Raw genomic sequence first — 25144 nt, forward strand, 5'->3', positions numbered from 1 at the left:
TATAACCAAAACAAACAAATATGAAAAAGGCTATATTACCGATTATCATTGCATTGGCTTTTTCAAGTGCAACTTTTGCCCAACGTGAGCGAGGGTTAAAATTGAATAAACCAAATATTCCTTCAAAACAGAAAGAATCAAATTCTAAAGACAAAAACTTCAATAAGGATAAAAAAGAAGATGATGAATTTAGTTTTGAGGAAGAACCAAAACTTCGATTTGTCAACGAATTTGAAACTCCCAAAGTGGTTGAATCTGCACCAGCAGTAAAAATCGAACCTATCAAAGAGCTAAACACTGCCGTTCATGAAGATACCTCAAGTATTGATGAAGGTGAAGTGCAAATTGTTGAAATCGAAGACGAGGCTCAATTCGTAGGAAGTGACGAAATGGTAAAAATTGCCAGTTATTTCTCAGTTTGGGATACAGATTCTGTTGATCCTTATGGTATTGATGCCAAAGAATTTGATGATGTCGTTCCGATTCAATTATATGATATTTCGCAAGGAAGATACTGGGCAGGACCATTGAGTAAAGGTGTAACCAACTCGCCATTTGGATGGAGATGGAAACGCTGGCATACTGGTCAAGACCTTGATTTAGATACTGGAGAACCAGTTTATGCTGCATTTGATGGAATCATTAGGGTGGCGAGTACCCGTGGGGCTTATGGAAGATGTGTAGTGATTCGCCATTATAATGGACTCGAAACACTTTATGGACACCTATCAAAAATCAATTTTGAGCCAAACACAATCGTAAAAGCAGGTGATGAAATCGGTAAGGGTGGAAGTACTGGACGTAGCTCGGGGCCACACCTTCATTTTGAGACTCGTTACGAAGGAAATCCATTTGACCCAAGAAATATTTTCAACTTTAGTCCGAGTCAAATCAATATAGTTTCGCAAGATTTCTTAATGACGTCTCGTGTGTATGATTATCTGAGAGGTGGTGCAAGTAAAGGTGATTTCGAGTACGATGAACCAGTTGCAATTAATAGAAAAATGTGGTACAGAGTGCGTTCAGGTGAAAATCTTAGTGAAATTGCAAACAAATTCAATACATCGGTTGCTGAAATTTGTAAACTAAATAAAATACGCTCTTCTTCTCGGTTACGTGTTGGCTATCGGCTACGTGTAAAGTAAGAATTAAAAGAAAATACAATGAAAATCAGCGACGTGAAACTTTTTACGTCGCTTTTTTTTTATATCATAATACAGTTCAACAATATCAAGTAACAAATGAAATTAGATTTAGTTGTGTTGGCCGCTCATCCCGATGATGCCGAAATGTCGTGCGGCGGAACAATTGCCTCAGCCATAGCACAAGGAAAAAAAGTAGGCATCATAGATTTTACCAAAGGCGAACTCGGCACCCGTGGTACTCCTGAAATCAGAGCATCTGAAGCAGCAGCAGCATCAAAAATCCTGAATATATCAGCCAGAGAAAACCTTGGTTTTAGAGATGGTTTCTTTAAAAACGATGAAGAGCATCAACTAAAATTAATAGCTGCTATCCGCCGTTATCAACCAGATGTAGTTTTGGCAAATGCTATCGAAGACCGTCACCCAGACCACGGAAAAGGTGCCGCTTTGGCAGTAGATGCTTGTTTTTATTCGGGTTTAAGAATGATTCAAACATTGGATACTGATGGTACACCACAAAAAGAATGGCGACCCAAAGCATTGTATCACTACATTCAAGATAGATTTATCAAACCAGACTTGGTTGTTGATATTTCAGATTATTGGGAGGTGAAAGAAGCATCTATCAGAGCTTATAAAAGCCAGTTTCATGACCCAAATAGCACAGAACCTGAATCGTATCTAACAAGTCCTGAATTCTTAGAATTTTTAAAAGCTCGTTCACAGGAAATGGGGCACATGATTGGTGCAAAATTTGGTGAAGGATATACTAAAACAAAGATAATCGGCGTTAAAACCTTCTTTGACTTGATATAATAATTTTTAGATTCTTTTCTTTTTTTAAAATATAAAACCCCAAGAAACAAGAATATTTTGATGTTAAAAGTTGTAGATAAATTACACATTTAGTGCAAAAAATATATATTAAGTGGTATGATTTATCTAAATGGTAATCATTTTAATAAATCTTTGTGTCTTTTATATAATTTTTAGGTTTCATTTATTAAATTTGTACTTTATTTAGAATTTAAAATATTCATTTCGATAATTAAATTACATGAAAAGAGCATTAGTTTGTGGAGCAGGTGGCTTTATTGGCGGCCATTTGGTTAATCGCTTGAAAAGTGAAGGTTATTGGGTAAGAGGTGTAGATTTAAAATATAATGAGTACGGTAACGGAAATGCAGACGAATTTGTAATTGGAGATTTGACAGACCCCGTTATCTGTCATCAAGTAGTTGAAGGTGGTTTTGATGAGGTATATCAATTGGCTGCTGATATGGGTGGTGCAGGATATATTTTTACTGGCGAAAATGATGCAGCCGTAATGCATAATTCGGCACTTTGTAATCTAAATATGTTGCATGCAGCACAACAAGCTGGAGTAAAGAAAATCTTTTATTCTTCATCGGCTTGTATGTATCCTGAATATAACCAACTTGACCCAGAAAACCCAAAATGCTCAGAAGAATCAGCTTATCCTGCTGCTCCTGATAGCGAATATGGTTGGGAAAAACTTTTCAGTGAACGTTTGTATCTTACTTACCAACGTAATTTAGGTATTAATGTTAAAATAGCTCGTTTCCATAATATTTTTGGACCACAAGGAACTTGGAGAGGAGGTAAAGAGAAAGCTCCAGCCGCAATTTGCCGTAAGGTAATAGAGGCAGGTGATGGCGGAACTATCGAAATATGGGGCGATGGAAAACAAACTCGTTCGTTTTTGTATGTTGACGAATGTGTTGAAGGAATCCGCCGTTTGATGGAGTCTGATTTCTCTGGCCCTGTAAATATTGGTTCTGAAGAAATGATCTCAATCAATGATTTTGCTAAATTAATTGCTGAAATTTCTGGTAAAAACATAACCATCAAGAATATCACAGGCCCGGAGGGCGTTCGTGGAAGAAATTCAGATAATGCTTTGATTCAAGAAAAATTGGGTTGGGCACCATCTAATTCACTAAGAGATGGGATCACCAAAACATATCATTGGATTGCTGAACAAGCAATTAAAGAGGTTGAAATGGCTTAATTAATTTCAAGTAAAGACTTAATAAAATTTTCACTACTGTGATTTTTTACAAAAACACTTGCTCTTTCTGGGTAAGTGTTTTTTGTGTTTTGGAAACTTATAATCGCCTGTTTTATTTCTTCTGGATTAAACCCATCAACGGTTATGCCTAAATTGTATTCACGAGTAAGGTCTCCCACAACACCAAATTTTGTTGCCAAAACTGGTTTATTATGTCTTGCTGCTAAACCAATTACACCACTTGAAGAAAAGAAATTGATATATGCTACCGATACAATATCACTTTGCCCAACGTACGCTTCCATTTCATCATCATCGACAAATCTACTTTCAAGCTCAACTTGTAGTTCTGGTCTTATAGCTTTTGCAGTATCTAACGCTTGCATTAATGCAGCTCGATTTGCTTCATGGATTTTTCCGACTACCAAAAGGCAAGTATTTTCTGCATCATCGGCTGTGAGTTGTTGCATTGCTTTTAGCAAATTCACTACATTTTTTTTCTCATCAATAAATCCAAAGGCTAAAAAAATCTTTTTATGAGCAGCAATCTTGTATTTTTCTCTGATAACTAAGCCTTCACGAGTTGGATAATCATAGACAGGGTCTGGAAGATAGGTGAAAATTTTCGTTCCCAATGTTTCATTCATATTTTTGATAGTTTCTCTATCATTGAATATAAAAACCTTTTTTAGCTGAGCATTGCGGCACATCCACCAAGTAGTAAAAAGTTTTCTTGCCTTCGTAATAGTCGATTTTTGTTTGGCTCTTAAAGTCGAATCTTGCGGAATTACACGTGGGTATGGATTGAACATTATTCCACTGATTTGGCACGGAAAACGACTACTTCCAATCGTATGCTGAAACATATCAAGCATCATCATAATTACTCTATTTGCTTGATAATCAGTTGCATAGCGAGTAATATGTTTCCAAATTATTTGAGTAGACTTGATAATCGTCATGCCTGAATTAAATGGTGCAAATTCTTCTTCAGTAAAGAAAGTTATTTTCACATTCTTGGCAGTTGTTTTTACTGAGGGAATGTTTTGTGCATCGGGATTGAGTAGAAATATATATTCATCGTTTGATGGATGATTTTCTAAAAATCGGAGGATATTCTGTATATGACCTAAATTATGACCAACTAATCTGACATATATATCACAAATAATAATTCGCATATTTTAAGTTTTTTAGGCTTTTGTTTAAGTTATTTGAAGTTTTACAGCACACTTTTATAGACTTCAAGTGTTTTTTTTGCAGTAATTGTTGGTGAAAAATCTTGTAGACGTTTTCTGCCTTTTTGTATTAATTCTGTTCGTAAATCAGCATTTTCAATAACTTTCTCAATCTGAAAAGCGATATTTTCTTTGTCATCAGGATTAAAATATAGAGCAGCGTCTTGTCCAACTTCTGGAAAGCAAGAACGGTCGCTTAAGATAACAGGGCAATCACAGGCAAATGCTTCAATGATAGGAATTCCGAAGCCTTCGTATAAAGAAGGATAGACAAATGCTATTGCATTTTTATACAACTGATAAAGCACATCATCACTATCAATTTCATGATGAAGAATTTGTTTTTCTACTTTTAATCGAATAAATAACTCTTGTTCAGATTGGGTAAATTTGCCATTTCCAGAACAAATTAGATATAAATCATCTTGTTTTTTCAGAATAGGGGCTATTGATTCAATATAAATATCAAAATTTTTGTAATTATATCTACTCCCAACATATAGCAAGTATCTTTTTGGAGTTGAAATCTTAATAGTAGGATTGGGTTGAAAAGTCACAAAATGAGTAGAATGATATATTACCTCTACTTTTTCGGGAGCAACTCCGAAAATATCCAAAATATCCTGCTTTGTATTTTCCGAAACGGCAATGATTTTTGAGGCTTTATCTAAGATTTTTTTCTTCTGATTTATATCAAATCCATCTAAACCTGCATATTGAGTAGAGAATTTTTCAGGAATTACATCGTGATGAGTGATGACAAAAGGCTTTTTTCCAAGAAAAGCTTGAAAATAATCTTTGAAATAAGTTGGATGAAAAACATCATAATTCTGCCGAGCAATTTGTACTGCACTATTCAGTCGATTGATATGCGAAAAAAGCATATTGGTTTTGGCATAACCCAAGAAAAAACTGAAAGGAGTCACGTGCTTTATCTCACCATTTTTTAGGTAATCATTATTCGAGAATAAGAGTGCTAAATCAACCTCAACACCTTGTTCGTATTTTAGATTATACATCAAGTCGTAGAAATATCTTGCTACTCCGCCATATTTTGAACCTGAAAATGATTGGTGGTCATAAAGAACTTTCATAAAGGAGAAAAAGTAGGACGTATCGGGCTCGAACCGATGACCTTCGCCTTGTCGAGGCGACACTCTAAACCAACTGAGCTAACATCCTGTTTTTGAATAAATTAGTAGTACATTTTTCAAACAAATCATTTGATATTCAAAACTAATATCAAATATTCTGATACTATTATAACTGTACTGCAAAAATTGTATCACAAAGATATGATTTTTATGCTTTTCTACCAACCATTCAGATTGATTTTAATGATAAACTTTTTTTGATGGCACTCGCATCAGTAATATAAATCCAACAATAAAAAATACTAAAATTGTTAGAACTGAGTTTCGCATATTGCCAGTTATTTGTCCAACGAATCCAAAAATAAGTGTTCCGAGTGTGATAGCAACTTTTTCTACAATATCATAAAATCCAAAATATGATGCAGTATCAGTTGTATTATCTGGAATTAATTTGGCAAAAGTAGAGCGAGAAAGTGATTGAATTCCGCCCATTACTAAGCCTACTACTGCTGCAATGACATAAAATTCATTTTGAGTAGTGGTGAAATAAGCTGCCAAAGGCATAAATGACCAAATGAATATAAAAACCAAAAGTCCTTTGGTATTTCCGAACTTGCTCGACAACCATGAGGCTAAATATGAGCCAGGAATGGCAATCAGCTGAATAAGCAAAAGTGTAATGATAAGTCCTTGCTTCTCGATGTGTAATTCTTTATCTGCAAAAATTGTAGCTACATAAATAACCGTCATAACACCCATATCATAGAATAAAAACGCCATTAAAAACTTAGTGATGAGTTTATTTTTTCTGACTTCTTTAATAACCTTGATCAATTCTTGAACACCAGTGGTTAGACGGCCTGTTTTAAATGACTTGGGCTCATCTTTCGGCAAATAATAAAACGGAATTTGAGCGAATAAAGCCCACCAAAGGCCAACAGTTAGAAATGAAATTCGGGCCGTGAAACCTGAATCAGAATCAGCCTGAGTTAAACCAAATAATGTTGGCTGCATAATCATTAATAAGTTGACTATCAGTAGTATAACGCTGCCAATATAGCCCATCGTAAAGCCTTTTGCACTTAGATTATCGAAACGGTCTTCGGTAGCAATTACCGGGAGAAATGAGTTATAAAAAACGATACTTCCACCCCAACCGACTATCGAAAGCCCGAACGCAATAACGGCAGGGTTTACATTTCCCCTCGTAAAAAAGTAAAAATAGGCACAACTGGCTGCTCCGAGATAACAGAAGATTTTCATAAAAAACTTACGTCGCCCGCTCGAATCGGCCAATGGTGTAAGAATTGGGTTGAGAATGACGAGTAGGAGTGTAGCAGCCGAAATTGTGTAGGAGTATAAAACCGAATTTTGAATCTGAATTCCAAAGAAATCTACAATATCATTAATGACCTTTCCGTCTGCATCTTTTTCGGAAGTGGTTGCCAGAAAATACATCGGAAAAACAACTGTTGTTATTACGAGGTTATGTACTGAATTCGCCCAATCATACATTGTCCAAGCGTTTAGTACCTTCTTTTGATTTTTTTCAAACATTGTTTTAGTAGTAAGTTAGTTTGACGGTGTTAATGTTGAGATAAAAGGTCAGATTGTGTTCTTTCTTTTAGTGCTATAAATTCATTTTCGTAATTTTTGTCAAGTGTTCCCATTGCTCTATCCCAAAAACTAAAATACAAGCCGTAATTATTTTTGAAATAGTGATGGTGTTGATTATGCATCACCGAGCTATTGAGCCATTTCCAAAACCAATGTTTATGTCCATTTTTCGGAAGCCATTCCCAACCTAAATGTCCGTAAACATTATAGGAAGTCATAAAAACAAGGAACGAAAGCATGATGATTGGGTGCAAAGGTAGCACAAAAGCGAAAACGACAAAAATTCCTGCTTCAACAAAGCCTTCGAGTGGCTGAAATGAAAAGGATGTCCACGGATTTGGGTTAGTAGATTGATGATGAACTTTATGAAAATACTTAAATAGTTTCGGGTGATGCATCAGGCGGTGCATCCAATAGAAATAGGTATCGTGAATGAGTAATGTCAGAAAAAACGATAGTATAAAATATCCCCAACCATAGTCAGAAATTTTGTAGTAAGTCAGTGTATAAGGTGAGATTATTGGATTGAAAAGCAAAACACCAACGATTCCAAAAATGAGAAATGTTATTAGCGAATAAAGTATTTCACGCTGATAATCAGTAGTTTTTGGGAATTTTAATTGAATCTTTTTGTAAGAAATTTTATTTTTTAATCCAACGTAATATATCAGAAATGAGATGCCAGCAATGACTAAATAACGCACAAGGCTTGAAGTAAAAATGAAAGTGAAGAGTTGATATAGGTTTTTAGGAAGGAGCATGGCTTATTTAATGGTTTCGATGGATATATTTTTGTTCAAAAGAGCATTTCTTAATTCTTCTGCAAATTCAACGGCGTGATTTCCGTCTCCATGAATACATATCGTATCAGCTTTGAGAGGAACTTCTATACCTTCTGTTGAAATGATACATTGTTTTTCAATCATCATAATTACTTGATTGACAGCGTCTTGTGTACTTTCAATCATCGCATTGGCTTGCGTTCGAGGTGTTAGATTACCATCGTTTTGATAAGTTCGGTCGGCAAAAACTTCGGATGCAGTTCGTAAACCTATTTTTTCGGCCTCCGTTATTAAATGACTTCCCGATAACCCATACAAAATTAAGTCTGGATGGATGGCTTTAGTTGCTCTGGCAATTGATTTTGCTAAATTGGCATCTTTGGCCGCCATATTATACAAGGCACCGTGTGGTTTTACGTGGTGAAGTTTTCCGCCTAATGCTCTAATTGTGCCGAACATTGCTCCAATCTGATACACACAAATATCATAAACTTCTTGTGGTGAAAGCTGCATACTACGTCGACCGAAACCTTGTAAATCAGGAAATGCTGGATGAGCTCCGATGGCAACTTTTTTTTCGAGAGCCAATTGAGCAGTTTTTCGCATAATAGTGGCATCGCCTGCATGAAAACCACAAGCAATGTTAGCCGACGAAATCAGCTCCATCAAAGCAGTGTCATTTCCCATTGACCAAGCACCGAATGCTTCGCCCATGTCGCAGTTAAGGTCAATTTTTTTGCTTATCATTGAAAAATCTGATGCTTGCTTTTAGTTTCTGAAGTTCGAGTTCTTGTTTTATTAATAAATCTTCGGCTTCTTCAATTGAAACCTTTTTGAATATAATTATGCTATTCAAGTTGCTTTGAGCTAATTTGGGTAAGTCAACCGAAATAACATTTCCAAGTCGGGGGTAGCCTCCACTGGTTTGGTGGTCGGCCATGAGAACAATTATTTGTCCACTTGGTAGAAGTTGAATTGTACCAAAATCTACTGCCGAACTTACCAATTCTTTTTTTGTATCTACTTGTAATGGCTCAGCATTCATTCGGTAGCCCATTCGGTTTGAGTCTTTTGAAATGGTAAAACTTTGATTTTCAAACGATTCTTTGCTTTTTTCGGTCAATAATTCAAATTCGTTACCCTCGGTGAAACGGATTGTTTTTTGGTGAACAAAGTTGGATGTCAGTCCTATATAAGGTAAAAATGTATTTTCAGACTTTTTTGTTGCCAAATACGCTCGGCTGCCAGCAATTAATTTCTTAAATCTAAGAATATTACCAGTTTTAACCAAAATTGTTTTCCAGTTTATGATAGGCTCATTATCAATCGTTGGAGAAAAATCTGCACCACCGATGATAATAACTGCATCCTCTTCAAACAATATTTCGGGGGCAGGAAAGTGCATTTCCAAAATAGGTTGATTTTCATCATTTTGTAGAGCAATATTTAGTAGTTTTACCGAAAACCTGTCCATTGCTCCACTCGGATTGACGCCCAAATGTCGAAGACCATTATTTCCTAAATTTTGATATGTTGAAAGTAACCCTGGCTTAATGAATTTCACTTTTGAATCATTATTTTCCCTAAAATTAATAAATTTTTATTTTAATGACGATTCTCTAATAACTAATTGTGTATCAAGTATTATGGTTTCGGGTTCTATCTTATCAGCTTCGAGTTGTTTGAGCAATAATCTGACAGCCTGAGTTCCCATTTCTCGAATAGGTTGACTGATACTGGTTATCGAAGGTGTAAGGTACATGCAAGTAGGCTCATTATTAAAACTGACCATAGCCACATCTTCGGGAATTCTAAGACCTCGTTGTTTGAGTGCATACATCGTTGAAAATGCAATGTTATCACTCATAGTAAGGATACCATCAGGCGGATTACTAAGGCTCATCATATTACTGGCCTGGATGATTGTATTTTCTTGTGTAAAATCACTGTGACTTACGTATTGTTCTTCATACTGCAACCCACTGCTTATAATTGCTTCTCTAAAACCATCTAAACGTTGATTACTGATTTCAAGATGCGGCGGCCCAGCCAAGCAAGCTAATCTACGACAACCTTTTTCTATCAAGTGCATAGTAGCCTTAAAAGCTGCTTGTTTATTATCTACAATTACTTTAGAACTTTCAATTTTATCAGTATATCTATCAAATAGTACAAGAGGTATTTGTTTTCGGATTAGCCGGTTGATGTGGTCATAGTCGAGCGAATCACGAGCCAAGGAAATAATAAAACCCTCAACCTGAGAATTGAGCATATTTTGAATTTGTGCTACCTCTCTTATATATGACTCGTTGGTCTGACAAACCATTACACTGTACCCAGCTTGCATGGCAGCTTCTTCTATACTATTGAGCATGGAGGCGAAGAAATAGTAACTCAATGCAGGCACAATCACCCCAATTGTTTTTGTGCGATTTCCCACTAAATTTTTGGCCAGTTGATTAGGTTGGTAGTCCATTTCTTCGGCCAGTTTCAAAATTGCACCTTTAGTATCTGGGTGAATTTCTGGCATTCCACGCAGAGCCCTTGAAACTGTAGAAACAGAAATGTTAAGTGTTTGTGCAATATCTTTAATTGTCACAGGGGTTCTTCGCTGCATAATAGATAAAATATAACTTTTACAATATATTCTAAGGGTCTAATAGGCTTTCAAATGTAAATAAAAAATTTAGCAAACGAAGGTAATATAAATTTATTGAGAGATAGTATAAAAATTAATATAAATGCAAACGTTTGCGGTTACGTTTGCGGTTACGTTTGCATGAATTAATAAAAATAAATGTAATTTTTCTACTATTTTTTCTTTGATAATTAATAATTGAGCCTTATATTTATAAATATTAATTAAATTCATTAATAAATAGATAATTAAATTGACTTTTATCTATATATAAAAAAATATTTATTTATTGTATTTTTCCAATACTCTTAATTCGTAAACTAATGAGACAAATTTACCTCAAAAAGTATTCTCTTTCTCTATTATTGGTAGTATCAATTGCATCATTTGGACAGTCTAAACTCGATGTAAAAAAAGAATTTGAGTTCGCCGCCAAACAATATGAGGGTATGCTCGCTGCACATCAAGATTTGACAAAATTTCCACAGTCAACACAGCCAGATGGTACCCCTCGAGATATGAAGTCTGACTGGTGGTGCAGTGGTTTTTTTGGTGGTTCGCTCTGGTATATTTACCAATATAACAATGACCCAAAATGGAAAGATGCTGCCCATAAATGGACGATGGCAGTTGAGAAAGAAAAGTTTAATACCCGCACCCATGATTTGGGCTTTATGCTCTATTGTCCTTTTGGGAATGGCTATCGTCTAACAAAAAATCCTGCTTATAAAGAAATTATGCTTACAGGAGCGAAGTCTTTAGCAACGAGATTTAATCCTAAAATCGGTTTGATTAAATCTTGGGAAAGCTTTAAAGGTGGCTATAAGTACCCTGTTATCATTGATAATATGATGAATTTGGAATTTTTGTTTTGGGCAGCAAAAGAATCAGGTGATAAAAACCTTTACGATTTAAGTGTAACTCATGCGGATAATACGATGAAAAATCATTATCGCCCCGATTTCAGTAGCTATCATGTATTATTATATGGTGAAAATGGTGAAGTTTTGGCAAAGAAAACGCACCAAGGAGCAGCCGACGAGTCGGCTTGGGCAAGAGGCCAAGCATGGGGGCTTTATGGATATACGGTTATGTATCGTGAAACAAAAGATAAGAAATACCTTGATTTTGCACGAAATATTGCCAATTTCTATCTTAGAAATCCTACACTTCCAGCTGATATGATTCCGTATTGGGATTTTAGTAAACAAGGCGAAGAACGTGACGCTTCGGCTGGAGCAATTTGTGCCTCAGCATTATTAGAACTGAGTACTTATGGTGGTAAAGATGCTAAAACTTACTACAATTCGGCAGTGAAAATGCTTGAAACACTATCTACAACTGCATTCAAAGCTGAACTCGGAAAAAATAATCATTTTATATTGATGCATAGTACAGGGCATAAACCTGGAAACTCAGAGATTGATGTGCCACTTGTTTATGCCGATTATTATTATTTGGAAGGTCTTTTGAGATATGAAGCCTTGCGAACTAAGAAGAAATTGTTCTAAAATTCACTAAATCTACACTACTTTAAATAAAAATGTAAACGTTCATTCTAACATTCTATCCAAAATTCTATGAAACATTATTTACTTTTATTTCGATCTGTAAACGAAACAATCAAGCATAGGTTTGTTTACACGCTTTTTACGCTGCTTTTTGCAGTTTGTAGCTACGCTGCTGACATCACAATCACAGGAAAAGTAAGTGATGCTGAAAAAGGGGAAACATTGCCAGGTGTAAGTATTACCATAAAAGGTACTTCTCGTGGAGCTACTACTGATGCCAAAGGAGATTTTTCTATAAAAGTCCCTAATAAAAACTCAGTGTTGGTATTTAGTTTTTTAGGCTATGAAACACAAGAAATTGAAGTAGGAAATCAGACAAACATCATTGTAAGTATGGCCACCGACTCAAAATCTCTTGAAGAGGTTGTTGTGGTAGGTTATGGTACTCAGAAAAAAGTCAATTTGACGGGTGCAGTTTCAACTATTGACTCAAAGGCCATCGAAAATCGTCCGTCGAGTAATTTGGCTAATGCTTTGCAAGGTACAAGCCCTGGGCTTATCGTTACTCGTTCAAATGGTCAGCCAGGGAGCGAAGGTATTGGTATTCAGATTCGTGGTGCATCATCAGCTAATGGAAATATCGACCCTTTGGTTGTGCTTGATGGAGTAACTGTTCCAGGTAACACACTTCAAACAATGAATCCTAATGATGTTGAAAGCATCAGTGTGCTAAAAGATGCTGCCGCTGCTTCGATTTACGGAGCACAAGCAGCAGGTGGTGTAATTTTGATTACTACAAAAAAAGCGAAGTCGGGTAAAGTGAAATTTAATTATTTGGCTCAACAAGGTACTGATTGGTCGATCAATATTCCGAGTCGAATGACACTTTTGGAAGAAGCCGAATTCTCTAATTTAGCCAAGAAAAATTCAGGAGCTGGCCCTGAATATACTGAATTAGACCTTCAAAGAATCAGAGATGGTGTGCCTTATGTGGTAAACCCAGCCGATACGACTACTTATTTATTTTATAATCAAGAACCACTGACCGACCAAATCTTGAAAAAATACTCTTCAATGACCACTCAAAATTTGAGTATGTCAGGCGGAAATGAGAAACTAAATTTCTTGTTATCAGGGGGGTATTATGGAAAAGACGGAATCTTCAAAGTTGGTCCCGATGATTACAAACGATATAATGTTCGCCTCAATATGGGAGCTCAATTGAGCAAAATCTTCTCAATTGATACCCGTTTGTCATATACGAAAGACCAGCAAGATGCAGTTTCGGGTGGTTTGAATGGTCAGGGAGTTATTTATGAGCTTTATCGTTTGCGTACTCGTACACCGTTTTTTACCCCTGATGGACAGTATAATGGAGCTGGCTCAGCCGCAACGGCTTATGCTCGCCTTGAATCGGGTGGATATAATATATTGAAAAGAGACTTTTTTGATGGAACTGCAACTTTGCGAGCAAATAATATCGTAAAAGGTCTAAGGCTTACTGCCGTTGCAGGTACACAGTACCGTCTTTCGGATAGGAAAAACTTTGCTCGAACAGTTCCACTTTGGGGACGAGGAAAAATATTGAGCTACGTAAATCAGGTTAATAGCTATAATATTTTTGAAGAATTAATAAACAATACCAACTTACAGTTATTAGCTAATTATGATATTGCTATTGCCCAAAAGCATAATTTAGGTGTATTAGTAGGTTATAACTACGAAAACTTTAGACAGGAAAGTGTAAGTGCAGGAGCAACCAACTTGGTAAGTAATGATTTACCGACGCTTAATTTGGGTGACGATAAAACAAAAACTAATAGCCAATTTATCGGAACAAATGCTTCGCAATCGGTTTTTAGTAGATTCAATTATAATTATGATGGCAAATATCTCCTTGAAGCAACTATCCGACGTGATGACAACTCAAAACTTGCCCCTGGCTTGCGAGTAAAATATTTCCCTTCGGCTTCGGCGGGTTGGAATGTTCACCGTGAGGGCTTTATGAAAGATGTAAACTTCCTTTCTGAATTTAAACTTCGTGCTTCTTGGGGACGCTTGGGCGGTGCTTTGGGCGGAAGTATTCTCGGTAACTATGATTATCTGAGTCAGTTGAGTCGTGGTTCTGCCTTAGTTTTGGGCGATTCTCGTGCTTCGTATCTTTTTCAAGGCTCTATTCCATCGCAGTCACTTTCTTGGGAAACTATCGAAACAACCAATGTTGGTTTTGATATTGGCGTGCTAAAAAACAGGTTACAAATCAATGGTGATTATTACGTAAAATACAACCGTAATATGCTTACACCACAAAACCTACCTGCGGTGATTGGTATTGGCACACCTCGAAAAAACAACGGTGAACTAAAATCATGGGGTTGGGAATTGGAAGCACGTTATAGAGGACAAATCGGCAAAGATTTTTCATATACTGTTGCCGCCAACCTTTCGGATAACCAGAATGAGTTGATTAATTTTTCGGCAAGAAACATCGTTGGAGCGGGAACTAACGGCATCGTAGAGGGTTATCCACTGAATAGTATATTTGGTTATAAAACCGACGGTTATTTTTCAACGGCCGATGAAGTAAAAGCGTGGGCATTTCAAGATAATCGAACTGGTGCGGGTGATGTAAAATATTTAGACCTCAATGGCGATGGTAGAATTAATGTTGGAAAAGGAAATACGAGTGACTTCGGCGACCTTGTGTATCTTGGCACAACTCAACCTCGCTATGTGTTTGGTACAACGTTGGGTTTTAACTTTAAAGGTTTTGACTTTACCGCATTTATTCAGGGAGTTGGTAAGCGTTCGTTCAGACCAGAAACTCAAACAATTGCTCCGCTTATCGTAACTTGGAAGCAAGCACTGGGCATTCACCGAGATTATTGGACTCCTGAAAATCCTGATGCTTTATATCCACGTCCGTTTCAAGGCGGAGACCACAACTATCGTGTGTCTGACAAATGGCTTTTGAATGGCCGCTACGCACGTCTGAAAAACCTACAAGTGGGTTATACAATTCCTGAAAAAATATCGAGTAGATTGAAAATATCGAGAGCCAGAATCTTCTTCTCGGCACAAGATATTCTTACTTTCTCGAAGTTAGGGCAATTTAAAGGGTATTTCGACCCAGAACAAAGAGACAATATCGAAAACGATTATCCATTTTTTGCTACTGCTTCGGCGGGTATCAACTTGAATTTTTAAGTTAGAAAAGATGTAAAAATCTGATAATCAACGATTAACCAATTAAAATATTTTTCTTATGAAATCTAAATTCAAATATATTCTTTCGACTTGTCTGCTATTTTTGGGCATGACAGCTTGTGAAGTTGACCGCCTTCCCGAAACATCAATCAGTGATGCCACCTTTTGGCGTTCGGAAACAGATTTGATTGCGGCAACAAATTATCTATATACATTTATTCCTGCATTTAATAATGAAGATGTCTGGTCTGACGATGCAATCGGATTGACTGCTAATAGCATTAGCGATGGTTCACGCCTTGCACCTGCCACGGATGGAAATTATAGTAATCCTTATATATTGATTCGAGCGGCCAACAATATCATCGAAAAGGCCCCTCGTGCTTCGGAAAATACCAGTGCGGTGGTTATTGATAGATACGTGGCAGAAGCCCGTTTTTTTAGAGCTTGGGGCTATTATACTTTGGTTCAGAGATATGGTAATGTGCCATTGATTCTCAAAATTTTGGACGATAATTCGCCAGAATTAACTGCCCCAGCCAGTCCGAGAGAAGAAATTATTTCACAAATTTACCAAGACCTTGATTTTGCTGCATCGAAATTGCCAACGATGGCGGCACTCGGAACTGCTAATTTCGGACGTATTTCAAACACAGGTGCATTGGCATTTAAGGCTCGTGTGGCACTTTTTGAAGGTACTCGCTCAAAATTTCATAATTATGGCGACTCAAAAACGCACCTTACATTGGCTGTAGCAGCAGCCAAAGCGGTGATTGATAGCAAACAACATAGCCTTTTTGCAAATTATTTTAATCTTTTTCAGTATGAAGGCGAAGGATTACAGAACAAAGAGAATATCATCGTCAAACAATACGGTGTTAGCCTAACTGACCGAGTTTTGGTGCATACTTATTATAGAGGAACGATTGAAAATGGTAATAAGAGTCCAACCAAAAGTTTGGTAGATTCATATTTGATGAGCGATGGCTTACCGACTTCAAAATCACCACTTTATAAAACACCCGTGAAAAGCACGGATGTGTTTGTCAACCGTGATGACAGATTAAGTCAGACTGTGATGAAAGCTGGAGATCCTTATATTTTTACTAAAAAAGTGTTTGATATAGCCAATATAGTTTTCCAAAAGACAGGTTTCTGTTTTAGAAAATTCTCAAATATTGATGATTGGAATACGCAAGCATCTTCAATCGACCGCCCAGTGCTTCGATACGCCGAAGTATTATTAACGTATGCTGAAGCAAAATATGAGCTAAATGAAACAATCAGCGATGCTGACTTAGATTTATCTATTAATTTGCTGCGTACAAGAGGTAAAATTGCTAAATTGACTAATGCTTTTGTAACGACAAATGGCTTAAATATGCGTGAAGAAATTCGTCGTGAACGACGCATAGAATTGGCTCAAGAAGGACATCGTTACTGGGATTTGATGCGTTGGAAAACAGCTGAAATCGAATTGCCAAAGCCAGTTTTAGGTAATTTCTTCTTTAAAACTGAATTTGGAGCTTCAACACCAGCTGTTGTAACCCCCGATGGTTTTATTTTAGTTACAGCTGCAAATTTCCGCAAATTCGACCCAGCAAAAGATTATTTGTGGCCTTTGCCATTGAATGAGATTTCGTTGAATCCGAATCTCAAGCAAAATCCAAATTGGTAATTTTATAAGCTAAATTGCCCTTTCTGAAGTATTTCAGGAAGGGCTTTTCATTGCTTTTAAAGTTTAAGTAAATAAAGCAGTATTTTTCTGTAATTGATTCGCTATCAACCCTTTGCCAGTTCTAATCAATGAAAACTAAATTTATATTCTTTTTTTTTGCGTTGGGTTTCTTAACTAACGAAACTTGTGCACAGTTGAAGTATCTCAACGAAGCAACCCAAGTACCCGCTCACCCACGCATTTTGTTGTTGAAGGATGAAGAAAATGCTATTGCAAAAAATATCTCAGCCGACCCAACTTGGGCAAGTCTCAATCAATTAATCATTGATGAAAGCAATAAAATTGTTCCTTTACCAACGCTCGAACGTATTCAAATTGGTCGTCGATTGCTCGATAAATCGAGGGAGTGTCTGCGACGAGTTTTTTTCTTGTCATATTCATACCGCATCACAAAAGATAAAAAATATTTAGAAAGAGCCGAAGTTGAACTCGTAAAAGTATCGCAATTCAGCGATTGGAATCCAAGCCATTTTTTAGATGTAGCCGAAATGACAATGGGCGTTTCGATTGGCTACGATTGGCTTTATGATGATTTATCTGTCACTTCAAAAGGCATCATTAAAGAAGCGATTCTAAAAAAAGGTATTGAGCCATCGCTTGACAAAAAGTATAATAGCTGGCTAAAGGCATCGCACAACTGGAATCAGGTTTGTAATGCAGGAATGACCTACGGAGCTTTGGCGATTTATGAAGAAAACCCAGCACTTGCCCAACAAATAATCGACCGAGCCATTGAGTCAATCAAGTTGCCGATGGAAGATTATAAACCCGAAGGAGCGTACCCCGAAGGTTACAGTTATTGGGGCTACGGCACAAGTTTCAATGTGATGTTTTTAGATGCAATCCAACGAGTTTTGAAAACTGATTTTGGTTTATCAGAAACGGCTGGCTTCCTGAAAACGGCGGGATATTTGCAAAATATGGTAGGTTCTTCGGGCAAAAACTTCAATTATTCTGATGCAGGAAATGGTAGTGGACTAAGCCCCGCCATGTTTTGGTTTGCCGATAAAACCAAAAATTCAAACCTTTTATTTACTGAAAAACAGTATTTACAAGGTAAAGATAAGTCAATGAACCGTGATAGACTTTTGCCAGCTACCATGATTTGGGGCAAAAATATAAGTTTAGAAAAAGTAACCGAACCAAAAGAAATGATTTGGGTTGGTCAAGGGAAAAATCCTGTGGCCATGATGCGTACTTCGTGGTCGAAACCTGATGCGATTTATGTGGGTTTAAAGGCAGGTTCGCCCTCGGTCAATCACGGGCACATGGATGTTGGTTCGTTTGTGATGGATGCAAATGGTGAACGCTGGTCGATGGATTTTGGTATGCAAGAATACGAATCGCTCGAATCGAAAGGCGTAAAACTTTGGGGAATGGCACAAGATTCGGAGCGTTGGCAGGTGTTTCGTTACAATAATTTAACTCATAGTACTCTCGCTTTTGATAGTGAATTTCAGAAAGTTGAAGGTTATGCAACCATCAATAGTGCTTCCAAAAATCCAAATTTCTTGAGTGCAAGAACCGATATTAGTGCTGTTTATAAAGGTAAAGCTACATCGGTCAATCGAGGAGTGGCCATTATCGACAAAAAATATGTTTTGGTAAAGGATGAAATAAAAGCTGCTGAAAATGAGACAACTGTTCGCTGGGCAATGCTCACGCCCGCTGAGGTAAAAATCAATAATGATGGAACTGCGGAACTCACGCAAAAAGGCAAAAAATTGCAATTAAAAGTGAGTAGCCCGAGTAATGTCACCTTGAAAACATGGTCAACTCAAGGTTCGCATGATTACGATGCCCCAAATACGGGTACAACTTTGGTAGGTTTTGAAATTAAAACTCCAGCCAATAGCAGTATTTCTCTCGATGTTTTATTGATTCCCGAAGAAAATCAAGTAAATTCAAAGATCAAAATTCTTCCATTGAAAGACTGGAAGTAGTCAAAGATTTATTCACCCTAACCTTTTTTTAACGATGACTTATTCAAGAAAAACTTTTTTGAAATACTTAGGAATAACAGCTTTGAGTGTTCCTGCATTAGCATTTCAACAAAAAGCAGCCTCTCCTAAACTTACAATCGGTTTGGCTTCTTATACGCTACGAAAATATTCGGTGAGTCAACTCATAGATATTTGTAAACGACTCAATATCAAAGACATAGCACTGAAAAGTTTTCACCTGCCGCTTGATGCGAGTGATAGCGATATTCAAGCAACTATCTCAAAATTCAAAGAAGCAGGATTGAATATCTACGGTGGCGGAGTGATTTACATGAAAAATGAAGCCGAAGTAAAAAATGCTTTTCGCTATGCCAAAGCGGCTGGTATGAAAATGATAATTGGAGTACCTAATCACGATTTACTACCATTGGTTGAAAAATATGTGAAAGAAAATGACATCAAACTGGCGATTCATAATCATGGCCCAGGAGATGAAGTTTATCCTACGCCCGCCACGGTCTATGATAAAATTGTGAATCTTGACAAACGCATCGGTCTTTGTATTGACGTTGGTCACGTGGTTAGGCTTGGTATGAATCCGATTGAGGCCATAAAAAAATATGGACATCGAATGTATGATATGCACTTAAAAGATGTCGATGGAACGGTAGCTAAAAGCGAATCTATCCAGATTGGGCGTGGTGTAATTGATATCCCTAAACTCATGAAAGCTCTCAAAGATGTTAATTATCAGGGTGTTATGAGTATCGAATACGAAAAAGACGCCGATAATGCCGAAGGTGGTTTGGCCGAATCGGTTGGCTATGTGCGTGGTATTTTGGATATGATAGACCGTTATTAAGAACTTTTTCTCCGACAAAAAAATGAAAAAAATAACATTCTTTTTCGTACTGTTTTTTAGCACAACGCTTTTTGCCCAAGTAACTCCGCGAAATATTTTTGCAAAGAAATATTCGCTCGATGATGTGAAAAAATCCTTGATTCCGCTCAAAGAATATCACCCATACCCCAAAACTCCCGAAGAGTGGCAAGCAGCCGTGCCTGATAGTGTTTTGAAAGACATCGTAAAAAATGGCGAAAAACTACTCGAATTTAAGTTTGAGGCAATTTCGGCAACCATTTCTTTGGACTACGTACGTTCGGGCGACCGTGAGCGTCATGGAAAACTTTCTTATGGCAAACGAAACGCACTTACTGATTTGATTTTGGCTGAAAGTGTCGAAAATAAAGGTCGTTTCGTGGAGGCAATTATGAATGGAGTTTGGTCGATTTGTGAAGAAAGCTATTGGGGAGTTCCTGCTCATATTAGAGGTTTACCAGATGTCGAAAATCCCGTTGTAGATTTGTTTTCAGCAGAAACTGCTTCTGTTTTGGGCATGGCTGACTATTTTGTTGGTGAAAAATTGGATAAAATTAGTAAACTTCTCCGCAAAAGAATGTATTACGAAACCAATAAACGCATTTTCGAGCCAATGCTCACAAAATCAGATAATTACGGTTGGATGAGTAAAACAAAGGCTGTCAATAATTGGAATCCATGGATTATGTCGAATTGGATTTCGGCCACTTTAATGCTCGAAAAAGATGAAAAACGTCGTGCTGAAATGATTTACGGAACAATGCTCGGAACTGACCTTTACCTCAACGGACTTGGAGAAGACGGTGGTTGTGATGAAGGTCCAAGCTATTGGTTTGCGGCAGGTGCAAGTGTGTTCGATTGTCTCGAATTGTTGGGCAATGCTACCAAAAATCAAATCAATATTTATGATGAACCACTCATCAAAAAAATGGCTTCCTATGTTTACAAAACCCATATTGGTGGGCATTATTTCGTAAATTTTGCCGATGCCGACCCAAAACTTCGCCCTGATGGATTGATGCTCTATCGTTTCGGAAATGCTTTGAAAGATGAAAAAATGATTCAAATGGGACAATGGGCGTTCAAAAACTTTACTTCTGCTTCGATGGGAGGAAGCTATCATCGTCCACGCAGAATCGAAAACTACCTTTCTATCAAGCAAGTACAAAAGGAATCTGCTCCTTATGTGCCAGTCAATGATGCGTGGTTTGGTGATATTCAAGTGCTTACGGCACGAGCCAGTAATGGATTTTTCATGGCAACCCACGGTGGACATAACGCCGAAAGTCACAACCACAACGACGTAGGTGATTTTATGCTCTATGCCAATGGTGAACCAGTAATTATTGATGCGGGTCGTGGAAATTATACTGCTCGTACCTTTTCGGCTCAACGCTATGAATTATGGTTTACGCAGTCACAGTATCATAATTTGCCTATAATTAATGGTTTAGGTCAGAAAGCAGGTCGAGAGTTTGAAGCAAGCAATGTAAAAAGTACCATTTCAGAAAAAGAAGCAACTCTCAACCTTGATATTGCCAATGCGTATGATAAAAATGCAGGAATCGTATCTTGGAACAGAACAGTGAAATTGAATCGGACAAAAAACACTCTTGAACTCACCGATGAGTATGCATTGAACCAAAAACCAACTTCGCTGCAACAAGTTTTTATGACAATCTGCACGATTGATAATTCAGTGGCTGGAAAAATTACACTGAAGACACCAAAAGGTCAAGTAATAAATCTACAGTATGACCCAAAAGTTTGGGAGGTTTCGACCGATTTACCTTCAACCGAAGGTATGGAATATGTAAGTTTCAAAACCAAGTGGGATAATTTGCCTGTTCAACGAATTATTTTGAATAGTAAAAATTTGGTACAAAAATCAAAAAATTCATTTACTTTGGGGATTAATTAAACCCGAAATTATTATTCTGAAATGAGATATTTTATTGCATTTGCTTTAAGCGTTTTTACCTTAGAAAAAACCTTTGCCCAAACGATACATTTATACAATGGCAAAGACCTGAATAATTGGTATAGTGATGTACCAGCTACCGATAAAGACCCAAATCTCAGAAAATCGTTTATTATCAGAGACGGAAATTTGGTAAGTATGGGAACCCCCGAAGGCCATTTATTGACCAAAGAGAAGTACGAAAACTATCGCCTCGAATTAGAATATCGTTTTGCAGGAAAACCTGGTAATTGCGGTGTTTTAGTGCATGCTTCAACGCCACGTGCATTATACGGTATGTTTCCAAAGTCTATTGAGGTACAAATGATGCATTCAAATGCAGGTGATTTTTGGTGTATAGTTGAAGATATTAAGGTAGAAAACATGGAAGCACGACGTGGACCAAAAGAAAATTGGGGTATCACAGAAGGTAAAGAACGGAGAGTTAAAAACTTGACTGACAATTCAGAAAAACCACTTGGAGAATGGAATAAAATGACAATCGAATGCCGAGGCGATAAAATTAAAGTTTGGGTAAACGGCGATTTGGTCAATGATGGTTTTGGAGCAACCGCCCAAAAGGGACAAATCGCTCTCCAAGCTGAAGGTGCAGAAGTAGAATTCAGAAAAGTAGATTTAACTCCATTGAAATAGTGATTGGTTATTGGGGAATTGGAGAAAAGTATGTGCCAATTCCCCAGTAACCAATTTCTCAGTTCACCAATAACCATTTCCCAATCACAAGGCAATAAATTTCACTAAATCACCCGTTTTTAGGAGTGTGATTTCAGTTGCATTGGGAGTATAGAGTTGTAATTCCGTTCGGCCAATTAATTGCCAACCCCCAGGACTTTCTGAAGGATAAATCCCTGTTTGATTTCCTGCAATACCTACACTTCCTGCTGGCACTTTTGTGCGTGGAGTTGCTCTACGAGGAGTAGCAATGCGAGCATCTAAACCACCCATGTACGCAAAACCTGGTAAAAATCCCATCATATATACTCTGTATGTTGGGTTTGTATGTAATTCAACTACCTGTGCTTCGCTAATCTGATGATAATCAGCAACATAGGCTAAGTCTTCGCCATCATAAAATACAGGAATTTCAATGATTCTTTTTAAATACCTTTCTGCTTCGCCGATATTTTCATAACTTTTAATCAAAAAATCTTCTACAAAAGCATAAGCCGATTTATACAGAATATTGTTTTTCTTGACACTAAAAACATCGTAAAAAATCGTCAATGAAGCATAAGCAGGCATTACTTCTTTCAGGCCAACAAAAGCGTTTTGGGTGCAAGATTGATACAATTGCATAACAATGTCATTGATTTTTTCGTCAATAATATTGCCAAAATCAATCGTTATGGCTGAATCGCTCAGTGGGAAAATTTTGTAATTTACCATGATAATAATGTTTGTAGCACAATTTTCTAAATTGTGCTACTTCATCCACGAATTTTCAATTAGTCCATTTCTGTAATATTGAATATAGGCTTTTAATTGCTTTGTGTCAGAATCTTTGATTTGTTTATCAGTTGTTAAATCAAAACCTTTTGCCTTGCCATCAAGGCTCATTTCGATGTATTTTTCCTTAGAAATTAACCTAAAAACTCCTGAATTTAATTGAAAAGCTAAACCTTGATTTCGAGCAAAAATAGATTCGCCGAAAGGTAAAACTTCTTGTTGATTGATATTCAAAAAATCTAAAACACTTGGTAAAATATCAGTATGTTGGCAGATTTTTGTTGAATCAGTAAGGCTTTTTAGTTGTGTAAGTATTTGATTATTAGGATGATATAAAATCAATGGTACACTATATGCACCAGTAGGCGTAGCATATTTTTTTTCGGTATTAAATTGCGTGTGGTCGGCCGTAATAATAAAAAGTGTATTTTTAAACCACGTTTGTTTAGCCGCAGTTTCAAAGAAATGCTTTAAAGCTAAATCCGTATATCCCAAACTTTCATGAATTTCGGCCTTTCCTTTTGGGAATTTTCCTTTGTATTGTGTTGGAATCGGATATGGGTGATGCGAACTCAGCGTAAAAATGCAGCCTACAAAAGGTTTAGTTTCTTTTGAAAGTTCAGTGGCAAAATATTGCAAATATGGTTCATCAAAAATTCCCCAGTTCTTATCAAAATCAGTTTCCATTTTTGCTTTTGGGTACTGATTTAGTCCGTAATATTTATCAAATCCTGCGAGTTGAGAAAAGCCCTCAAAACCCATTGAACCATTTCTTGCACCATGAAAAAATGATGAAATGTAGCCATATTTTTTTACGATATTTCCCAATCCTGCAAACTTATTTGATTGATAACTCGACGTAATAAACGGTTCTTCAATCAATTGCGGAATGGAAGCCGTAATAGCAGGCATGGCAATGATTGATTCTCGGCCATTGGCAAAACAATTCTCCATAAAAAGACTATTTTTGGCCAAAGAATCCAAGAATGGCGTATAACCTTTATAGGGATTTTTATAGCCCATGTATTCTTTGCCAAAACTTTCAAGAATAATAATTACAACGTTTTGTGGAGTAGCACTTGTTGAAAAATGTGAACTTCTATCTCGTTTGACTAAGCTTTCAACTGTCTGATTATCAGCAAAATAGTTGACTTTTTCTGTGCCTTTGGCATCAATTGTCGTCAAAAAAGTAAATGTTGTATTGAGCGTAAGATTTCCTAAATGATTATCATGCTGCTCGAATGCCTGATTGATTCTGAGCGGTTTTTCTTGGAATCCGCCTCGGAAAAATAAAATTGTAAAACCAATTCCAAGCAACCAAATGATGGATTTTAAGATTGTTTGACGATAATTATTTCGCAAAGAAATTTTAGCAAGGTTGAGACTATTGGGCGTAAATTTAACAAAAAGAAAACTTACAAAAATCCATAGAAAGATCAAATACCAATAAGAACCAATTAGGCTAAATGATTGAGCAAAAACATCGCCTATGATGCCAAAAACTTCAAAAATCGTTCGTCGGCCGATGAATTTATAATATTCAAAATCGGCAATATTTGTCCAAAAGAAGACGATGTTCGGAATCCAATAAAGATATTTCAGAAAGCTTTGATACCTTTGTTTTTCAGTAAATCTAAACGGCAATAAAGAGGCGATTGTAAAGAGGATATTACTGATAAAAATAGCCGATAAATCGAATTTTACACCATACAAAAAAGCATAACTAATTTGTTGAGCATCAGCAAATTGAAAAGACTTGATATTGAAAACAAGAAACAAAAATCTGAGTAGAAAATAAAAGATAAGCAACCACGCAATACGCTTCAACCACACAAGTAAATACATAAGAAAAGCCCCAGTTTGGGTTAATTTTTTGTTAAATTTGGTGCAAA

19 protein-coding genes and 1 tRNA gene are annotated in these 25144 nt (G+C 36.8%); 10 read left to right on the forward strand and 10 right to left on the reverse strand.

What is annotated here, in order from left to right; translation table 11 throughout:
• Positions 1 to 20: 20 nt before the first annotated feature.
• From A6M55_RS08870 to A6M55_RS08880, 3 genes are all read left to right on the forward strand, one after another.
• On the forward strand, positions 21 to 1145 hold the full coding sequence (locus A6M55_RS08870; protein WP_064197295.1) for a M23 family metallopeptidase: 1125 nt from the start codon (positions 21 to 23) through the stop codon (positions 1143 to 1145).
• Positions 1146 to 1241: 96 nt separating this feature from the next.
• A complete protein-coding gene (gene bshB1, locus A6M55_RS08875) occupies positions 1242 to 1961 on the forward strand; it encodes a bacillithiol biosynthesis deacetylase BshB1 (RefSeq protein WP_064197296.1) in 720 nt (239 codons plus the stop codon).
• A 241-nt stretch (positions 1962 to 2202) separates the two neighbouring features.
• Entirely contained in the window at positions 2203 to 3177 is a 975-nt protein-coding gene (locus A6M55_RS08880; protein ID WP_064197297.1) for an NAD-dependent epimerase/dehydratase family protein, read from the forward strand.
• On the opposite strand, the gene A6M55_RS08885 is transcribed toward A6M55_RS08880, so the two are convergent.
• The 8 genes from A6M55_RS08885 to A6M55_RS08920 form a co-directional block, all read right to left on the reverse strand.
• A complete protein-coding gene (locus A6M55_RS08885; protein ID WP_082892967.1) occupies positions 3174 to 4358 on the reverse strand; it encodes a glycosyltransferase in 1185 nt (394 codons plus the stop codon). The genes A6M55_RS08880 and A6M55_RS08885 overlap by 4 nt on opposite strands.
• A gap of 41 nt (positions 4359 to 4399) precedes the next feature.
• Positions 4400 to 5509 (reverse strand): glycosyltransferase family 1 protein, encoded by a 1110-nt coding sequence (locus A6M55_RS08890; protein WP_064197299.1) that lies wholly within the window; start codon positions 5507 to 5509, stop codon positions 4400 to 4402.
• Between the two features lie 13 nt (positions 5510 to 5522).
• Positions 5523 to 5597: transfer RNA gene (locus tag A6M55_RS08895), tRNA-Val, on the reverse strand.
• A 152-nt stretch (positions 5598 to 5749) separates the two neighbouring features.
• Positions 5750 to 7066: an MFS transporter gene (locus A6M55_RS08900; protein ID WP_064197300.1), complete on the reverse strand. Its 1317-nt coding sequence runs from the start codon at positions 7064 to 7066 to the stop codon at positions 5750 to 5752.
• Positions 7067 to 7095: 29 nt separating this feature from the next.
• Positions 7096 to 7887, reverse strand: a complete 792-nt coding sequence (locus tag A6M55_RS08905) for a sterol desaturase family protein (protein ID WP_064197301.1) — start codon at positions 7885 to 7887, stop codon at positions 7096 to 7098.
• Between the two features lie 3 nt (positions 7888 to 7890).
• Entirely contained in the window at positions 7891 to 8655 is a 765-nt protein-coding gene (locus tag A6M55_RS08910; RefSeq protein ID WP_064197302.1) for a LamB/YcsF family protein, read from the reverse strand.
• Positions 8636 to 9472, reverse strand: coding sequence for a biotin-dependent carboxyltransferase family protein (locus tag A6M55_RS08915; protein ID WP_064197303.1), 837 nt, complete (start codon positions 9470 to 9472; stop codon positions 8636 to 8638). The genes A6M55_RS08910 and A6M55_RS08915 overlap by 20 nt, the downstream gene beginning before the upstream one ends.
• A gap of 36 nt (positions 9473 to 9508) precedes the next feature.
• Positions 9509 to 10525, reverse strand: coding sequence for a LacI family DNA-binding transcriptional regulator (locus tag A6M55_RS08920; RefSeq protein WP_064197304.1), 1017 nt, complete (start codon positions 10523 to 10525; stop codon positions 9509 to 9511).
• A 344-nt stretch (positions 10526 to 10869) separates the two neighbouring features.
• Between A6M55_RS08920 and A6M55_RS08925 the strand changes: the two genes are divergently transcribed.
• The 7 genes from A6M55_RS08925 to A6M55_RS08955 all read left to right on the forward strand — a co-directional run bounded on the left by A6M55_RS08925 (position 10870) and on the right by A6M55_RS08955 (position 22439).
• A complete protein-coding gene (locus A6M55_RS08925; protein WP_064197305.1) occupies positions 10870 to 12057 on the forward strand; it encodes a glycoside hydrolase family 88 protein in 1188 nt (395 codons plus the stop codon).
• Positions 12058 to 12126: 69 nt separating this feature from the next.
• Positions 12127 to 15264, forward strand: a complete 3138-nt coding sequence (locus A6M55_RS08930; protein WP_064197306.1) for a TonB-dependent receptor — start codon at positions 12127 to 12129, stop codon at positions 15262 to 15264.
• A gap of 58 nt (positions 15265 to 15322) precedes the next feature.
• Positions 15323 to 16942, forward strand: coding sequence for a RagB/SusD family nutrient uptake outer membrane protein (locus A6M55_RS08935; RefSeq protein ID WP_064197307.1), 1620 nt, complete (start codon positions 15323 to 15325; stop codon positions 16940 to 16942).
• 128 nt (positions 16943 to 17070) lie between these two features.
• The gene (locus A6M55_RS08940; RefSeq protein WP_064197308.1) at positions 17071 to 18945 is read left to right on the forward strand and encodes a heparinase II/III family protein; all 1875 of its coding nucleotides are present in this window, start codon (positions 17071 to 17073) and stop codon (positions 18943 to 18945) included.
• A 34-nt stretch (positions 18946 to 18979) separates the two neighbouring features.
• Positions 18980 to 19807, forward strand: a complete 828-nt coding sequence (locus tag A6M55_RS08945; protein ID WP_064197309.1) for a sugar phosphate isomerase/epimerase — start codon at positions 18980 to 18982, stop codon at positions 19805 to 19807.
• A gap of 22 nt (positions 19808 to 19829) precedes the next feature.
• A complete protein-coding gene (locus tag A6M55_RS08950; RefSeq protein WP_064197310.1) occupies positions 19830 to 21746 on the forward strand; it encodes a heparinase II/III family protein in 1917 nt (638 codons plus the stop codon).
• A gap of 21 nt (positions 21747 to 21767) precedes the next feature.
• On the forward strand, positions 21768 to 22439 hold the full coding sequence (locus A6M55_RS08955; protein ID WP_064197311.1) for a DUF1080 domain-containing protein: 672 nt from the start codon (positions 21768 to 21770) through the stop codon (positions 22437 to 22439).
• Between the two features lie 84 nt (positions 22440 to 22523).
• Here A6M55_RS08955 and pxpB read toward each other — a convergent pair whose 3' ends face one another.
• The gene (gene pxpB, locus A6M55_RS08960) at positions 22524 to 23192 is read right to left on the reverse strand and encodes a 5-oxoprolinase subunit PxpB (protein WP_197491683.1); all 669 of its coding nucleotides are present in this window, start codon (positions 23190 to 23192) and stop codon (positions 22524 to 22526) included.
• Positions 23193 to 23228: 36 nt separating this feature from the next.
• Positions 23229 to 25097 (reverse strand): LTA synthase family protein, encoded by a 1869-nt coding sequence (locus tag A6M55_RS08965; protein ID WP_064197313.1) that lies wholly within the window; start codon positions 25095 to 25097, stop codon positions 23229 to 23231.
• Positions 25098 to 25144: the final 47 nt, after the last annotated feature.

The sequence above is a fragment of the Emticicia sp. MM genome (assembly GCF_001649495.1).

What these genes read in the sequence shown, in the direction of transcription:
- bshB1 (WP_064197296.1), top strand. Translation starts at nt 1,242, where the DNA reads ATGAAATTAGATTTAGTTGTGTTGGCCGCTCATCCCGATGATGCCGAA.
- A6M55_RS08880 (WP_064197297.1), top strand. Translation starts at nt 2,203, where the DNA reads ATGAAAAGAGCATTAGTTTGTGGAGCAGGTGGCTTTATTGGCGGCCAT.
- A6M55_RS08955 (WP_064197311.1), top strand. Translation starts at nt 21,768, where the DNA reads ATGAGATATTTTATTGCATTTGCTTTAAGCGTTTTTACCTTAGAAAAA.
- A6M55_RS08965 (WP_064197313.1), bottom strand. Translation starts at nt 25,097, where the DNA reads ATGTATTTACTTGTGTGGTTGAAGCGTATTGCGTGGTTGCTTATCTTT.
- A6M55_RS08870 (WP_064197295.1), top strand. Translation starts at nt 21, where the DNA reads ATGAAAAAGGCTATATTACCGATTATCATTGCATTGGCTTTTTCAAGT.
- A6M55_RS08950 (WP_064197310.1), top strand. Translation starts at nt 19,830, where the DNA reads ATGAAAAAAATAACATTCTTTTTCGTACTGTTTTTTAGCACAACGCTT.
- A6M55_RS08905 (WP_064197301.1), bottom strand. Translation starts at nt 7,887, where the DNA reads ATGCTCCTTCCTAAAAACCTATATCAACTCTTCACTTTCATTTTTACT.
- A6M55_RS08920 (WP_064197304.1), bottom strand. Translation starts at nt 10,525, where the DNA reads ATGCAGCGAAGAACCCCTGTGACAATTAAAGATATTGCACAAACACTT.
- A6M55_RS08935 (WP_064197307.1), top strand. Translation starts at nt 15,323, where the DNA reads ATGAAATCTAAATTCAAATATATTCTTTCGACTTGTCTGCTATTTTTG.
- A6M55_RS08900 (WP_064197300.1), bottom strand. Translation starts at nt 7,066, where the DNA reads ATGTTTGAAAAAAATCAAAAGAAGGTACTAAACGCTTGGACAATGTAT.
- A6M55_RS08910 (WP_064197302.1), bottom strand. Translation starts at nt 8,655, where the DNA reads ATGATAAGCAAAAAAATTGACCTTAACTGCGACATGGGCGAAGCATTC.
- A6M55_RS08930 (WP_064197306.1), top strand. Translation starts at nt 12,127, where the DNA reads ATGAAACATTATTTACTTTTATTTCGATCTGTAAACGAAACAATCAAG.
- A6M55_RS08945 (WP_064197309.1), top strand. Translation starts at nt 18,980, where the DNA reads ATGACTTATTCAAGAAAAACTTTTTTGAAATACTTAGGAATAACAGCT.
- A6M55_RS08890 (WP_064197299.1), bottom strand. Translation starts at nt 5,509, where the DNA reads ATGAAAGTTCTTTATGACCACCAATCATTTTCAGGTTCAAAATATGGC.
- A6M55_RS08925 (WP_064197305.1), top strand. Translation starts at nt 10,870, where the DNA reads ATGAGACAAATTTACCTCAAAAAGTATTCTCTTTCTCTATTATTGGTA.
- pxpB (WP_197491683.1), bottom strand. Translation starts at nt 23,192, where the DNA reads ATGGTAAATTACAAAATTTTCCCACTGAGCGATTCAGCCATAACGATT.
- A6M55_RS08885 (WP_082892967.1), bottom strand. Translation starts at nt 4,358, where the DNA reads ATGCGAATTATTATTTGTGATATATATGTCAGATTAGTTGGTCATAAT.
- A6M55_RS08940 (WP_064197308.1), top strand. Translation starts at nt 17,071, where the DNA reads ATGAAAACTAAATTTATATTCTTTTTTTTTGCGTTGGGTTTCTTAACT.